The sequence below is a fragment of the Salinispora vitiensis genome (assembly GCF_000378825.1).
GTDB classification, from domain to species: Bacteria; Actinomycetota; Actinomycetes; order Mycobacteriales; family Micromonosporaceae; genus Micromonospora; species Micromonospora vitiensis.
This window is the reverse complement of the sequence record NZ_KB900388.1, coordinates 1,494,013-1,509,143: the sequence shown is the minus strand read 5'-3', so window position 1 is coordinate 1,509,143 and position 15,131 is coordinate 1,494,013. Positions and strand designations below refer to the sequence as shown.

Here is a 15,131-nt window from a genome sequence, read left to right as displayed (position 1 = left end):
CTGACCTTTGCGGATCATGCGCGGACCTCGGCAGGCAAAAGCCTTACTGACTTCGGCACCACATGGAGTACGCCGGCAGGCAGAGTGAAACAGAGGTAGGCAGGTGAGGGGCCGCCTGCCTACCTCTGCGCTCGGGGGTGTGCACAGCTCAGGGTCGGTGTTCCTTGACGATCTCCGCCGGACGGTCCTGAGGATGAACGCCGGCGTCAGCGCTGGTCGCAGTGCTGGTGTCAGCGCCGGTTGCGGTGCTCGTGTCCGCGTCGGTGTCCGTGCCGGTGTCCGGGCGCAGGTGCCGCAACATGATCGCGGCCAGCACGGCCATGATCACCATGATCACCGCTCCCGCCCCGGCGGCCAGGCGCATGCCCTCGGTGAACGCCTCCCGCGCTTCCTGCAGGAGCGGGCCGCTGAGCTGTGCCGGCAGGTGCATCGCCACTTCCATGGCGCCACCGAGGGTGTCCCGGGCGGCTTCCGCGGCGTCGGAGGGAAGGCCCGTGGGGACGGCTGTGTCCATGCGGGAGTGGTACACGGCCGCGCCGATGCTGCCCAGCACGGCGATGCCCATGGCGCCACCGAACTCGGAGCCAGTCTCCGACAACGCCGATGCCGCGCCCGCCGACTCGGGCGGGGCCGCTGCGACGATCATGTCCACGGCCAGCGCGCCGACCGCGCCCGACCCGCCCACCAGCAGGATGAAGCCCACGCCGAGGGCGAGGAGGGAGTCCTCCACGTACACCTGGGTCAGGACGGCGAAGCCCGCCGCCATCACCCCGATCGCGCCCGCGACCACGTACCCGGGGCGCACTCGGCGGACCAGCAGCGTGCCCGTCGTCACGGACAGGACCATCGCGGGGGCGATCAGCAACGTCCACAGCGCGGCAGTCAGCGGACGCATGCCCACCACCAGCTGCATGTACTGGGTGCCGAAGAAGCCGAAGCCCACCAGGGCGAAGATGCTGAACACGTTCGCCAGGACCGACATGCTGAACGCGCGCCCGGCGAACAGCCGTACGTCGATCAGCGGATCGGTCAGGCGGCGCTGGCGGCGTACGAAGATCGTGCCCACCACGAGGCCGAACAACGCCGTCAGCACCGGCAGCGGCGCGAAACCGTCCTCGGCGAGGATCTTCACGCCGTAGACGACCGGCAGGACGGCGGCGAGTGACAGCGCCGCGCTGAGCAGGTCGAACCGGCCCGGATTCGGCGCCTTGAACTCCGGCAGCAGCAGGGGGCCGAGGATCAGCAGCACCAGCATCACCGGCACGTTGATGAGGAAGACGGAGCCCCACCAGAAGTATTCCAGCAGCAGGCCGCCGAGCAGCGGGCCCAAGCCGGCGCCGCCCGAGAAACCGGCGGTCCACACGGCGATCGCCGTGCGACGCTGCCGGTCGTTGTGGAACATGTTGCGAATCAACGACAGAGTAGATGGTGCCAGCGTGGCGCCGGCGAGGCCGAGCACGGCGCGGCTCGCGATCAGCATCTCCGCGCTGTCCGAGTACGCCGCGAGCGCCGAGGCGACACCGAACGCCCCGGCACCGAAGAGGAGAATCTTTCGCCTGCCGAGCCGATCGCCCAGGCTACCCATCGTGATCATGGAGCCGGCCAGCAGGAAAGCGTAGATGTCCATGATCCACAGGAGCTGCGCACTGCTCGGTGCAAGGTCCGCGCTCAGGTTGGGCAGCGCGAAGAACAGCGCTGTCATGTCCATGGAGATCAGCAGCGTGGGTATGACCAGCACTGCGAGGCCGATCCATTCGCGCTTGCCTGCCATCGTCGTGTCAGCCATGGCGGCTACTATACATTTGTATTATATGTTTGTATAGATTCTCGAACCGTAAGATGGCGACCATGGGACACCGGGAAGCCCTGCTGGTAGGCGCCAAGATCTGCCTCTACGAGCGTGGCTACGGGCGCACGACCGCCCGCGACATCGTTGCCGCCTCCGGCGCCAACCTCGCCTCCATCGGGTACCACTTCGGCTCGAAGGAAGCGCTGCTCACGACGGCGATCATCGAGTCGTTCGCGGAGTGGGGTGTCGAGCTGGACGCCGTCATGCAGTCGCTGTCGTGGAACACCACGGCGGAACCGATCGAGAAGTTCGAGATGGCCTGGACCCGGCTGATCGACTCGTTCGTCACCCACCGTCCGCTGTGGGTGTCGAGTGTCGAGGCGTTCGCCCAGGCGGAGCACATCCCCGAGCTCCGCGAGCAACTCTCGGCGAGCTTCGAGGAGACCCGGGTCGGCATGGCCGCGATGATCATGAGCGTCGCCGAGAATATCGACGAGAGGTCCGCGCGCAACATCGGCTCGCTCGTGCTCGGACTCCTGCCCGGGCTCGCGCTGCAGTGGCTGCTGGACCCCGACCGTGCGCCGACCGGTGCGGACCTCGGCGATGCGATCCGGACCATTCTGCAAGGCCTCGACAGCGGCACCACGGACGTCGGGGTGGGCATCGCCGCTCAGGGGAGCTAGGGGGCCCGTAGGGGTTTTCGCTGCCGTCCCGGCCGCCATAGTGTCGCGGCACAAACGCTGTTGAAGACGCGGCGGGCCGATCGGGAATCGCGTGCATCTCGTCTTCCAACGCATTTCCGGTCTACTGTGCTGCGCAGATGTTGACTCTTCGCAATGTTTGTCGCCGGATGGTCGGGGCTGGACGCCGAATGGAGCGAGAATGCGATTCCTGCCGGAAAGCGAAGACGTCAGCGCGGCCGTAATCGGGCTCGGAAACGTGGGTTCGTGTGTCGCCGGGGCGCTCGCCGAGCGCGGCGTACGCGTGGTCGGTGTGGACACCGACGCGAGACTCACCCGCGAGCTCGCCGAGCGGCACTGCCGATTCAGTGAGCCGGGCATGAACCGCGAGCTGGTCGTTCCGCTGCTCGAACGCAGCGGCCTGACGTGCGGCGTCGACTTCGGGCTCGCGTTCTGCCCGGAGCGGTTGTCCGAGGGAGCGGCGCTGCGGGAACTGCGCAGTTTCCCCATTGTCGTCGGTGGCTGGTGCGCCGACAGCGCTGCCGCTGCCGAGGCGTTCTGGCGCCGCGGTGTCGGAGTCGACATCATCCAGTGCAGTTCGATGGAAGCCGCCGAGATGGTCAAGCTCGCCGACAACTGGTGGATCGATCACAACATCGCGCTCGCGAACGACCTGGCAAAGGTCTGCGGGGCGATCGGAGTGGACGTGCTGGACGTCATCTCCGCGGCGAACTCGATTCCCAAGGGCAACGGAAACGTGAACATCCTGACCCCCAGCGTCGGTGTCGGCGGTTCCTGCCTCACCAAGGACCCGTGGATGGTGTGGCGATCCGCCCGTAACCGTGGAATCGACCTGCCGACAATTCCGGCCGCGAGTGGCGTCAATGACGACATGCCCCGATACACCACCGACCTGATCCGCGCCGAGCTCGATGCGAGCGGCAAGCAGCTCGACGGTGCGCGGGTGGCGGTGCTCGGCTGGCCGTGCTGGCCAAGCATCGAGTGTTCGACGCGATCGACTTCGCAGCGCGGGAGTATGAGGCGATCTGGACGCCGATACGGGACTTCTACCTGGACGGTCGCGGCGATCGAATGATTCGGCTGTTCTGCAGTTACCTCACCCCGAGCGGACCGAGCTCGGGATCGGCAAGCTCGCGCGGTTCATCCGAAACGCCGCTGGTTGATCCACTTACGCCCCCGTTCGGGTCCTGCGCGGATCAGTCCTCGTTGTCGACCAACCCCGCCTCGTAGGCGAGAATCGCCACCTGCACGCGGTTCTTGACGTTCAGGCGGAGCAGGATCGTGCTGACGTAGGTCTTGACCGTGCCCTCGGCGAGCCGGATCCGGTCGGCAATCTCGCTGTTGGACAACCCCTTGACAAGCAGGGTGAGGATCTGAGCCTCGCGCTGGGTGAGGCTGCCGATCCGCTCGCGGGCGGCGATCCCGCGGGCCATCCGCCCGCCCGCGACCTCGCTGATCAGCCGTTCCACCACCTTCGGGGCGAGGTGCGTCTGACCCTTGGCCAGCGCGCGGACCCCGGCGATGAGGTCACGGGGGTCGGCGGCTTTGAGCAGGAAGCCCGGGACATCCTCGTCCAACGCCCGGGCGACGAGGTCGTCCTCGGAGAACGTGGTCAGCAGGCCCACCCTGGTCTCCGGCACTTCGTCACGCAGCAGGGCAGCCGCGGCCAGCCCGTCGAGATAGGGCATCTGGATGTCCGGCAGGGCCACTGTGGAGCGGTGGAGACGGGTGAGCTCGACGGCGTCCTGCCCGTTCTGCGCCTCGGCCACGACCTGGATGTCGTCCTGCGTGGACAGGATCGCCTTGACGCCGGACCGGAGCATCAACTCGTCGTCGGCCAGCAGGACGGTGATCACAGCGGCGCCTCGCTCGTCTCCCGAGGATCCACCACCGGAGTCACGGCCGGGTGAGCCGGTCCAGGGTCACCAGGGTGTCGCCCGCGTAGCAGAGCCGGAACATGTCAGTGGAGATGACTAGGGGATTGCGGTTGGTCAGATAGTACTCACAGTGCGCGTCGGCCGGCGCCGGTGGCTCGATCAGCACCGGTGGGGCGCTGCTGATGCTGCGCCGGGGGAGTGATCCGGCGAAATCGTCGCGGTGCTGCCCCACCCGTAGTCGGTCGAAGTCCGCTGGGTTGAGCGCGGTGTTGACGACCGTGAGCAGGTGGTAGCCGAGCAGGACGGCCCCGAGCGCACCGAACGCGGCGACGGGCAGCCCGGCGGTGGCCATCAGCCTCCGCCGCATCCGCCGCTCCGCCTGGGGCAGCCCGAGCGGGGGTCCGGCGGGCGGGTCCGCCTGGTCCGGAAGTATCCCGTCGCCGGTCGGCTCGGGTGCGATCCGGCGGGCCGGCGCGGGCCGCGCTCCGATCGGCAGCTGGGCGCTGACCTCGAAGACGCCGTCGCGGGGCCCGGCGCTCACCGTACCGCCAGCCAGGCGGAGCCGCTCGTGCAGGCCGAGCAGGCCCTGGCCGGACTGCGGACCGGCGACCCGCGCCGAGGTCGCCGGCAGTGGATTGGTAACCGTCACCGTCAACTCGTCGGCCGTGCGGTGGAGCCGGACGGACACCGGGAGCCCGGCTGCGTGGCGGGTAGCGTTCGTGACCGCCTCCTGCACGACGCGGTGCAGCGCGTGCGCAGCCATCGGCGTGAGGCCGGAGGCTCTCGGGTCGCTCGCGATGGGGGTGGTGGCATCGCCGACCGCCTCCGCGGTCTCGTCGAATTCGCTGAGCGAGATCGGGACTCCGAGGTCACGCGCTCGGCCGACGAGGTCCGCGACGGCGCCGTCGATGGCCACCCCGTCCCCGTCACGAAGCATGGTGGTGATCTCCTGCAGGTGCTCGGTGGCGGCCACGGCTGTTGCCCGCAGCTCGCTGGCGGCACGGCGTTGCCTCTCGTCCAAGCCGTCGTCGAGTTCGAACGCGCCCGCTCGCAGCGCGATGAGACTCAGCTCGTGGCCGAGCGAGTCGTGCATCTCCCGGGCGATCCGGGCCCGCTCGCGGTACGCGCCTCGGACGTGCGGATCCGCTGCTCACGGCGCAGCTGGCGGGCGCGTTCCCAACCGGCGTACCCGAGGTCGGCCCGCAACCGCCGGTAGCGCCCAGCCAGCCACGGCCCGGCGGCGGCGCCGAGCACGGTGAGCGCCATGCTCAGCCAGCGGCTGGGCGTCCCGGTCAGGAGAGCGATCAGCAGACCGACGGCCAGTGCGCCGCTCAGCCCGACCAGGGCGCTGCGATGGTCGGCCGACCGCCGTCCGGCCAAGTAGCCGATGATGATCATGAGGGCGATCGGCCACTCCGGCGAGCCGCCGACGTTCACGAGGTACGACGTACCGGACAGGGCGGCGAGGGTAAGCGAGCAGGCCGGCCGGACCCGGGAGAGGGTGACCGCACCGACGATGAGGACCGGCGCCGTCACGTACTCCCAGGGGCGGGAGGCCAGGCTCTCCGCGTCGGCGGCCAGCACACCGAGCAGGCAGACGTAGAGCACGGCGTCGACGAGCCGTGGACTGCTGCGGAGACGGTGCGCGACAGCGCGGATCCGGCTCGGCGCTTGGGTGCGGCGCGGGCGTGGCTCGTCCACGGCCGCGATGCTACAGAAGTCGATCGAACGTGGTCAAAGCGCACGTCCGGTTGCGATGGACAGATGCCGTCGTGACCTGCGGATTGAGCCGACCCGACGGGCGCATCCCCCGGCGGAACTCGGGGTTGACGATCGACGTTCGGCAGGCCCCTCGCGGTTGCGGGCGCCCCTATCCTCGCTGTGCCACAGCTGGGCGGACGTGCCAGGCGGGGAAGGGAACGCGTGATGATAGTCCTGCGTGAGGTGACGAAGAGATTCGGCGCGCGGGTCGCGGTCGAGCGGGTGTCGTTCGAGGCTCGGCTTCGGGTAGCGGGACGAGCAGGGTCGGGATGTGTTGGTGGTAGAGCAGCCCGGCGGTGCGGGCGGCGGCGATGACCGTCGAGCGGTGCCCGGAGGCGTTCGGTTCGGTTGTGACCAAGACGAGGAGCAAGCCCGCCGGGGCACAGCAGTCTTGCCAGGCGCCGATGGCCTGGCTTTCGTACGGGTCGCGGCTGTCGATGCTCAGGCGTGGCAGCGTTGCCAGGACGAGTCCGGCTCCGTGTCGGGCATTACGGGCCGGGTGTCCGTCGGGGCTTTCGGGCCGCACGTGCGGGTGCTCACCGTTGGTGACGGCGAGGGTCGGGTCGGCGGTGTAGGTGTTCGGCGGCGGCGGTAACGGTTGGGTGGCCGTCGGTGTCGAGGATGGTGTCGCCGTGGCGGGTGTAGCGGGCGAGCAGGTGGGCGACGTGGTCGGGGTGGATGCCGTACCAGTCGGGTAGCGGACGCCCGCCGGGTTTGGTGGGTCGGCTGGTGTGGGTGGGGGTGAGCAATAAGGCGACGGGTGCCGGAGGGCGGGTGTGGGGGGTGTGGTGTGTGTGGGTTGGGTTTGCGGCATGGGGCGTGTGGGCCGTGTCCGCCGATGAGCGCTGACATATAGAGATACAGATTCCGGGGTCGCTTTCGAGGTCGGCCCGGCCCGACACCGCCGCTGGGTCGGCGTGCTGGGCCCAGGCGACCTCCCGAGCTTGGGCCCGCGCGGCACGCAGCTCGGCCAGCAGCGTCTCGTCGAGTCGCGACAACAGTCGCCAGGCCGTGGGGTCGGAGGCGACCGTCCCGAACAGGGGGCCGTCTGGTCACGCAGCACGGACAAATCGGCGATGGCCTCACCGCCGTCGGCGAGCATCACCGCCAAATCAACCGCGACACGGACCGGATCATGGCGGGTCTGCGGCGCTGCCGCAGACCCGCCATGGCCTCACTGAACGCGTTGGTCGACCCGGTGGCAACGGCGAGATCAGCGAGCAGCCGGGCACCGGCATGACCGACCACGCTCCGCCCGTTCCCGGTCACGATGATCATCGGAGGTGTTGCGGTAACTTGCACCCTGCAAGTGCGTTCCGTGAACGGGACTAGGGGACCTTCGACAAGCCCTATTTTCCCTGATCAAAGGCACTTCTTCATTCTCGGTACGCTCTATGGATAGCTCGTAGCGAAGGCCCGAGGCTAACTGAAGCATGGGGCAGGAACCAAATCGAGTCACGCCAACGCTTCCATCTTTCTCTGACGTAACGTAGGGTGGCACGTGGCCAGTCGACTGGTTGTCAGAGTGTCCAGTTGGGTCTAGTTGGACCCCGTCCGGATGAAGGGGAAACGAGTGAAGGTATTCCGCGACATCGGTGACCGAATGCTGCAGCGTCTAGTGCCACAGGGTACGGCTGAAGCTGCCCCCTGCCCTTGTTCACCTCCATGTTGGTTCTGTTCGGGTGGCATGTGGTGCTACACGGCCAGCCCTTCCTGTACTTCTTGGACGTGCTATCGGGACTCTCCCTGCCCATAACATCCGGGACCTGGCCGAGGTCGCCTAGACCCTGCGCTCCAGGTCGCCCATCCTCGGTTTAGTAATTAAATGCTAGCCGACCAGTGGGGCGAAGTGGCCCGAGGTCCGAGGTGGCTGGGCCTAGGACCTCGGGTCCGGCCATTTAGCCGAGTGGGATGCTTCACCTGCGTTTTAGATAGATTGGAAACAAATGGCTCGCGTCATTTGGGCTCAGATTGTGAGGCGTTGGGCCAGGTCAGTCGCGCTGGGGGCAGGATTAGTGGTCGCGGTGACGAGCTTCATCGTACTCACCGGGACGGCTGAAACTTCCCGCCTTGACGTGACGAACACAGTGGCCGCAAATGCGCGTGCCGCCTTCGACATCCTTGTTCGGCCAGCGGATGCGGGTACTGATATCGAAAGTTCGGCCGGCCTCGTGCGTCCGAACTTCATTTCGGAAACCGAACCGGGTATAAGTCTGGCTGAGGTTGATGCTATACGACAGATTCCCGGTGTCGAAGTCGCCGCACCTGTCGCAGTGCTTGGGATCGGTATGCCTGATCTGCGAGTCCCCATCGACCTTAGTCAGGTGGTTCCTGATGATGAGCGGTCGGCTTATCGGATTACGCTGAACTGGCGTACCGACAGGGAGATGAGTCAATTCAGTCAGGGCGAACCGTCGTACGTCTACTTCACGCCTAATCCCGTGGCGCACAAGGACGTAATCACCTTCTCCAGGGGTGACGGTCCCAAAAGTGCTCTGGATGAGATTACGTCCTCGGGTGCGCGGATGGGGCTTTGTGGCCAACAGGTCGGGAAGGTCCCCCCGTTACCGCGGACGTCGCCAATGCAGTTGGTGGAACGGGCACAGTGCTATTCACTGACAGACGACAGCAGGGGCTACGTGGCCGGGAAGAAGGCGTTCTTTCTTGAATGGCGGGTTCCGTATGTCATGGCGGCAATCGACCCCCAGGCAGAAGCCGACCTCGTTGGACTGGACCAGGCGATGGTGTCCGGTGACTACCTGTCCTCGATTGATGTGGGAGATCAGGGCGAACAACTCGGTCACCCGGTCCCGGTGATTGCCGCAAATCAACCTTTTGTTGATCAAGAGGTCATGGCGACGGTCGAGCGACTACCGGACGCAACGGCCGAGCAGTTTCCCGGCAGCCTCGAGAATCCGGCCGCCCGCGGCAGCTTTGCGGACGCGGCGCCGGGAGAGACAGTTGCGACCGTGAACCTGACCAGCGCGGATGCCACGAACTATCTACTACGGGATTTGGGCAGTACCGGAGGCAATACTCAACTCCTCTCATACTGGACGGCAAGTCCGACCGAATACTCCATCTCATCGGGCGGTGCCCTCGTACCGCAGGAACAGGATGTACCACTCGACGTATGGCGGACCTCCCAAATCGGTGATCTCGGTAAGGCGCCCGCCACTGCGGGTGATGTGAGTTTCCGGTCCGTGGAAAGTCATCGCCTTCAACCAGGTAAGGGCCCATCTGACGCGGCGAATCTTGTCCTTATGGGACGATTCGATCCGACCAAAATCGACTCGTTCTCGGCTTTGTCGGAGGTGCCACTCGCCGCCTATCAGGTCCCGAGTCTCCTCGGGGCCGACGAACAAACACAACAGCTACTTCAGAATCAGGTGCTGCTTCCGTCCGGTAATCCGGCCGGCTATCTACAACAACCACCCCTACTGCTGACCACGCTTGATGCGGCTACCGCATTCCAGGGAGCTTACGGGAGTACGCCAGAAAACGGACCCGTCTCCGCTATCCGTATCAAAGTGGCAGGCGTCAACGGAATTGACGACGTCTCGCGTGAACGAGTAAGGGTCGTGGCGGAAAGAATTTTCGAGACTACCGGGTTGACAGTCGACGTGACCCTAGGCTCGTCACCGTCTGGACAAACAGTTCTTCTCCCCGCAGGCGAGCTTGGTCGCCCGGAGTTGAAGCTAAAGGAGTGGTGGACGAAGAAGGGTGTTGCTGTAGTCATCAAGGACGCCGTTGAACGGAAGTCGCTGATCATCTTTGTGCTCGTACTCGCGGTCTGTGGGCTGTTCATCTGGAATGCGTCGGCGGCGGCGGTCCGAGCGCGACGAGCCGAGTTGGGCGTACTCGCTTGCGTGGGGTGGAGCCGAAGGGCGCTCTTCGGGGTAGTACTGGGCGAACTCGCCGTCTTGGGACTTCTCGCAGGCTCGATTGGAGCAGTGGCATCTCGGCTCGCGGGTGTCGCGCTTGATCTCGATGTCTCTTGGTCTAGGGCGCTCTTGGCGGTCCCGGTCGCGGTGACTGTGTCAGTGCTCTCCGGCCTCATACCGGCTAGGGCCGCAGCCCGTGCCGACCCGTTGGCGGCGCTACGCCCCCCGGTGTCCGATGGCCCGCGTGGCCATCTCCGCTTTGGGATCCTCGGCCTTGTAGTTACCAACATTCGACGCGTTCCTGGGCGTACGTTCCTTGGTGCCGGCGCACTCGCTGTGGCGATCGCGTCTCTCGTTCTCCTGCTGTCCATAACCTGGGCTTTTGAGGGTGCACTGGTGGGTAGCTTGTTAGGGGAAGCTGTTGCTGTTCAGGTTCGAACGCCGGACATTGTCGCAGTCGCCGCCATGCTGACCCTCGCCGCGGTAGCAGTTATGGATGTCACATATTTAAATGTGCAGGACCGGGTGTCCGAGTTCGCGGTCCTAGAGGCGACGGGCTGGAGTAGACGTTCTCTGACTACGCTTGTTATTTCGGAAGGGGCAATACTAGGCCTCATTGGGGCAGTGGTAGGTGTTGTAGTCGGGATGACGCTTTCAATGGGCTTGGCCGGCGGCGAGGCTATCGGGCGCCTAGCTGGTGTAAGCGTTGCAGTCGGAGCAATCGGCATCGCTCTTTCTGCTGCGGCATCGCTTCTACCCGCCCAGGCTATCCGGAGGAATACGATTGCCACTTTCTTGAGCGGAGACTGAGGGTGCTCGGTGCTGTACGTTGAGCTGGCATGTCGACTTAGCCTCGCCGGCGTCTTGTTGCTGGCTAGCTTCGCGAAAGCGCGGACCCTGTCCGAGTCCAGGTACATGGTGGCAGTCGTCCTGAAGGATGTACTTCGCTTCCAGTCGCAATACTTGGCTCGTTCCGGCATATTCCTCGTGATTGTGGCTGAGGGGGGCTCTGGAATATTGCTCGTCATTCCCGGCCCGTTGATTCCGTTTGGATATCTAGCCGCTATAGTGATGCTAGGGATCTTCACTGGGCTGGCTGTCGTTTCAGTTCGGAAGGGCGACAAGATCCCGTGCGCATGCTTTGGTGGGAATGTAACGGCGCTTAGTCTACGCCACGTCTCCCGCAATACTTCACTACTGGCACTTGGCATTGCAGGGCTTCTGATGCATTTCCAACTGGCCTATCAGTCGCTAGCCCTGGCTGGTATTGTTATCAGTGTAGGTGTCGCTTGCTTAATTACGCTTCTTGCGGTTCACTTTGATGACATTGTAGAAATATTTGTGGACGGTTAGGCGAAGGATGTGCAGGCGTTGTCCAATCTAGTTAGGATAAATTGATGCCTTTTGTGGTGGCCGCATTGGTTCTCGTCGGTTCAGTAACCGTACTGAACCTGGCACTAACGATGGCTGTGATTCGTCGACTGCGGAAGCAGGGGTCGGTCCAGATTGTGCAAGGATTTGGTGACCTGCCTAGTGTTGGGTCGACCATCCCTTCCTTCGAAGCGGAGACTGTTGACAGCGATTGGGTAAGCAGGGACACAATGTCAGGTGCACCTGGCGTGTTAGCGTTCTTTTCGACGGACTGCTCGGCCTGTAAGCCATCAATACCCTATTTGCGGGACTATGTCGCCGAAGTCGGCCTGAATCGGGCGCAGGTGATAGCTGTCGTCAGCGGTGAAACCGGTAAGGCCCAGGACTTCCGCGCGGATCTTGGCGGGATCGCCATGGTTGTTTCCGAACCTAAGGATGGTCCGATCACCAAGGAATTCGGGATTCCCGCATTTCCAACCTTCGTTATGGTGGACCAGGACGGCAAGGTCGTGCGGACAAGTGCTGGAGCGCGGTCGTTGCTGGAGAACGTCTAATCGTGGACTCGACAGGTCCTATCACCCGTGTGGGTGGGATGTGGGGTGGTCTGAGACGATCCGCGCATGCTATCGCCATCGCATGGTGTGCCGGACGGCTACTCTTTTTTTTATGCTGCCTGTTTACGCTTATGCAGGGAACGATCCCAGTAGCGATTGCATGGCTCACCAAAATTTTAATCGATGGCTTCCAATTTCCTGAGGAGTCATTAAATGCATTCGTAGTGGTCGGTGCTATAACGGGTTTTGGAGTCGCTGCTGCTCTGCTTCCTTATGCAGTGGACTACGCCCGAGGCAAGCTTCGGCGAAGTATCGGTGTTCAGGTTCAAGAGCGACTATTTCTGGCAGTTAATCGTTTCAAAGGGCTTCAGCGGTTTGAAGACCCGGCGTTCCTTGATCGGCTCCGGCTTGCGGATCGGGCTGCATCGACTGCCCCCGACCAGGTGTTCACGCAGCTATTGGCAGGTGTACAAGCAGTCATAACCCTGGTAGGCTTCCTGGCTATTCTTTACGTGGTAAGCCCCATCGTCATGCTGATCACCTTAGTAGCGGCTATCCCGGCGCTCTTCGTGCAGATGTCGGTTAGCCGCAGGCAGGCTTCGATGATGTGGCGGCTCAGTCGACGTAATCGCCGTGAGATGTTTTATCATACCCTAATGCTTGATCTTGCCGCAGTCAAAGAGGTGCGGCTGTTCGGGCTGGGGCCGTTCCTGCTCGAACGAATGCAGCAGGAGACACGGTCAATCAACTTTGAGGAGAATTTGCATGACCGGCGAGTTTTGGTAGCGCAGGCACCTCTGGCCCTCTTGAGCGCAGTTACGGCTGGGGTGGGTTTGGTCTGGATGGTGGGGCTGGTTAGAGATGGTACTGCCAGGATCGGCGATCTGACGGCCTTCATTGCGGCAGTCGCAGGCACGCAAGCCGCTGTGACTGCACTGGTCTCCTCAATCTCCAGTGGATACGCATCGCTTCTTGCGTTTGGTCACTATCTGGGTGTTCTGAACCTAAAGTCGGACTTACCGTCACCGCAGACTCCTTCTCTTCTGCCGAAGCTGTCCAATGGAATTCGAGTCGAGGACGTTTGGTTTAGATACACGGCAGAGGGTCCGTGGATCCTACGCGGAGTTAATTTATATATCCCGCATGGGCAGTCGCTAGCCGTGGTAGGGCTTAATGGTGCTGGCAAAAGCACTTTGGTTAAACTGCTCTGTCGGTTGTACGATCCGACGAAGGGTCGCATCACCTGGGATGGTGTAGATATCGCGGATGTTGATATTTCAGTCCTGCGAGAACGAATTGGAGCAATTTTTCAAGACTACATGGCATATGATCTGTCGGCGTCGGAGAATATTGGAATTGGTGATGTCAAGGATCGCCATGATCGTTCCCGCGTTGTTTTAGCCTCAACTAGGGCTGGAGCCGACGAATTTATTAGTCAGCTGCCGGAGGGCTATGACTCGATGCTATCGAGAGTCTTTTTTCAGGGTGATGGCGAGGATTCTCAACATGGCAAAGCGCTATCTGGTGGTCAGTGGCAACGAGTGGCTCTAGCGCGAGGGCTGATGCGCTCGAGTAGGGATCTACTGATCCTGGACGAGCCAAGTGCTGGCTTGGACCCGGCAGCTGAACAAGCGGTTCACGAGAAGCTGCGGCATCACCGTTTAGGGTCGACCAGTATCCTTATCTCGCATCGGCTGGGTGCCGTGCGGCACGCGCAGCACATTGCTGTATTGCAGGATGGGCGCATCCTTGAGGAGGGCTCGCACGAGAAGCTGATAGCACACGCCGGTGAATACGCTAGACTTTTTGCGGCTCAAGCATCCGGCTATTTGCAAACTGATAGTGGTATTCCTCGAGTCGAAGGCGCCTCCTTCCATGGCTGATCTAGACGACAACATTCTCGACGGCGAGAACCCAAGGGGGGATGGCGAGCCGAGCTCCCGTCTCTTGGTGAAAAAAGACGGACCAATGGTTTCGGTCAAAGGGCTTTGCAAGAGTTTTCACTCCGGTAAGGCGAATTCGATCTCTGCATGTGATCACGTTGGCATTCGAGTAGATCGAGGTGAGATGGTTGCAATATCCGGACCGTCGGGATCCGGGAAATCGACGTTGCTTCACTTGATTGGGGCCCTGGATGTGGCCGACGCTGGCAGTATTGAGGTGAACGGGCTTTCCCTTTCTGGTTTAAGGCGACGAGAGCTTGTTTCTTACCGTCGCACGGTCGGCTTCGTGTTCCAACGTTTTCATTTGCTGCCGACGTTAACAGCGACGGACAACGTGATAGCGCCGGTCTTGCCATACAAGACGCCCTTTGATAAACGTGCTCGAGGTCGCGAGTTGTTGAAGTTGGTCGGGCTTGAGGGTAGAGAGGACGCGTTGCCCTCGAAGTTGTCCGGCGGGCAACAGCAGCGAGTAGCGATCGCGCGCGCCCTTATTAATGATCCAACGCTCATACTAGCTGATGAACCAACTGGGAATCTAGATACCCAAACTGGTCGAGAAATTGTCGACCTGCTGATTAGGTTACGGGAAGAGTCCGGGACGACGTTGCTCATCGCTACCCACGATTCCAGCCTTGCTAGTCGTTGTGACCGAATCATCTACATCCGAGACGGTAGGTTGGTCGAAAGGTCTCGCGAGGTGCCGGCCTGATGCCGGGGTTGCCGCCTTTGTATCGTCCTTGGCTTGATTCCTGCGGGCGCTGAGCTCCCGCACCTTCGTTGAACTTGAGTCGGAAGGCTGCCGATGTTCTGGATCGGTGCACCCGTAGCGATAGCATTGCTCTACTTCCTGCATCGTTGGATCGGCAGGACGTTCGTTCTGATCACAGTAAAAGGTGAAAGCATGAAGCCAGCTCTTCTTCCTGGTGATCGTGTTCTTGTGCGACGAGGAGCTCGTGGTATCCGACGTGGTTGTATCGTGGTGGTCGCTCGTCCCAATCCCGTCACTGGCTGGCGCGGCGCACCGCCTGTAAGCCCCGATGTCGGAGCATCTGATTGGTACATTAAGAGACTTGCGGCAATGGCAGGTGACCTGATGCCGCCACCGATGAGTGGACGTTCGGTCGTTCCGGCGAACCATGTGGTCGTCTTTGGAGACAACTTGCCCAGCGCGGACTCAAGGCAGTTCGGGGCATGCCCGATTGACCAAGTTCTTGGGGTTGTTGTTCACGAATTCTGACTAGTAGTGCCTCG

12 protein-coding genes and 2 pseudogenes are annotated in these 15,131 nt (G+C 62.8%); 8 read left to right on the top strand and 6 right to left on the bottom strand.

Annotated features, from left to right (window positions below):
• Nucleotides 1-148: 148 nt before the first annotated feature.
• Entirely contained in the window at nucleotides 149-1,786 is a 1,638-nt protein-coding gene (locus tag SALPAC2_RS0107020; RefSeq protein ID WP_018215943.1) for an MFS transporter, read from the bottom strand.
• Between the two features lie 62 nt (nucleotides 1,787-1,848).
• On the opposite strand from SALPAC2_RS0107020, the gene SALPAC2_RS0107015 reads away from it, so the two are divergent.
• A complete protein-coding gene (locus tag SALPAC2_RS0107015) occupies nucleotides 1,849-2,472 on the top strand; it encodes a TetR/AcrR family transcriptional regulator (RefSeq protein WP_018215942.1) in 624 nt (207 codons plus the stop codon).
• 199 nt (nucleotides 2,473-2,671) lie between these two features.
• Complete coding sequence (locus tag SALPAC2_RS24525) at nucleotides 2,672-3,565, top strand: nucleotide sugar dehydrogenase (protein WP_018215941.1); 894 nt, start codon at nucleotides 2,672-2,674, stop codon at nucleotides 3,563-3,565.
• Between the two features lie 121 nt (nucleotides 3,566-3,686).
• On the opposite strand, the gene SALPAC2_RS0107005 is transcribed toward SALPAC2_RS24525, so the two are convergent.
• The 5 genes and pseudogenes from SALPAC2_RS0107005 to SALPAC2_RS25875 form a co-directional block, all read right to left on the bottom strand.
• Entirely contained in the window at nucleotides 3,687-4,346 is a 660-nt protein-coding gene (locus tag SALPAC2_RS0107005; RefSeq protein WP_018215940.1) for a response regulator, read from the bottom strand.
• Between the two features lie 40 nt (nucleotides 4,347-4,386).
• Nucleotides 4,387-5,460: a sensor histidine kinase gene (locus SALPAC2_RS27800; RefSeq protein ID WP_263404688.1), complete on the bottom strand. Its 1,074-nt coding sequence runs from the start codon at nucleotides 5,458-5,460 to the stop codon at nucleotides 4,387-4,389.
• Nucleotides 5,433-6,068, bottom strand: coding sequence for a hypothetical protein (locus tag SALPAC2_RS27795; RefSeq protein ID WP_223874204.1), 636 nt, complete (start codon nucleotides 6,066-6,068; stop codon nucleotides 5,433-5,435). The genes SALPAC2_RS27800 and SALPAC2_RS27795 overlap by 28 nt, the downstream gene beginning before the upstream one ends.
• A gap of 265 nt (nucleotides 6,069-6,333) precedes the next feature.
• Nucleotides 6,334-6,877, bottom strand: a pseudogene (locus SALPAC2_RS25430) (hypothetical protein); the annotation flags it as partial.
• A gap of 162 nt (nucleotides 6,878-7,039) precedes the next feature.
• Nucleotides 7,040-7,406: pseudogene (locus SALPAC2_RS25875) on the bottom strand (transposase); the annotation flags it as partial.
• Between the two features lie 746 nt (nucleotides 7,407-8,152).
• Between SALPAC2_RS25875 and SALPAC2_RS27790 the strand changes: the two are divergent.
• The 6 genes from SALPAC2_RS27790 to SALPAC2_RS28455 all read left to right on the top strand — a co-directional run bounded on the left by SALPAC2_RS27790 (nucleotide 8,153) and on the right by SALPAC2_RS28455 (nucleotide 15,117).
• Nucleotides 8,153-10,822 carry an FtsX-like permease family protein gene (locus tag SALPAC2_RS27790; protein ID WP_223874203.1) on the top strand — a complete coding sequence of 890 codons (2,670 nt, stop codon included), beginning with the start codon at nucleotides 8,153-8,155 and terminating at the stop codon, nucleotides 10,820-10,822.
• A gap of 9 nt (nucleotides 10,823-10,831) precedes the next feature.
• On the top strand, nucleotides 10,832-11,365 hold the full coding sequence (locus SALPAC2_RS27220; protein ID WP_397540887.1) for a MauE/DoxX family redox-associated membrane protein: 534 nt from the start codon (nucleotides 10,832-10,834) through the stop codon (nucleotides 11,363-11,365).
• A 44-nt stretch (nucleotides 11,366-11,409) separates the two neighbouring features.
• Entirely contained in the window at nucleotides 11,410-11,937 is a 528-nt protein-coding gene (locus SALPAC2_RS25870; protein ID WP_080636887.1) for a TlpA family protein disulfide reductase, read from the top strand.
• Between the two features lie 131 nt (nucleotides 11,938-12,068).
• Nucleotides 12,069-13,820 (top strand): ABC transporter ATP-binding protein, encoded by a 1,752-nt coding sequence (locus SALPAC2_RS25865; protein WP_162561297.1) that lies wholly within the window; start codon nucleotides 12,069-12,071, stop codon nucleotides 13,818-13,820.
• Between the two features lie 85 nt (nucleotides 13,821-13,905).
• Nucleotides 13,906-14,589, top strand: coding sequence for an ABC transporter ATP-binding protein (locus SALPAC2_RS25860; RefSeq protein ID WP_080636885.1), 684 nt, complete (start codon nucleotides 13,906-13,908; stop codon nucleotides 14,587-14,589).
• A gap of 93 nt (nucleotides 14,590-14,682) precedes the next feature.
• A complete protein-coding gene (locus SALPAC2_RS28455; RefSeq protein ID WP_080636884.1) occupies nucleotides 14,683-15,117 on the top strand; it encodes a S26 family signal peptidase in 435 nt (144 codons plus the stop codon).
• Nucleotides 15,118-15,131 lie beyond the last annotated feature (14 nt).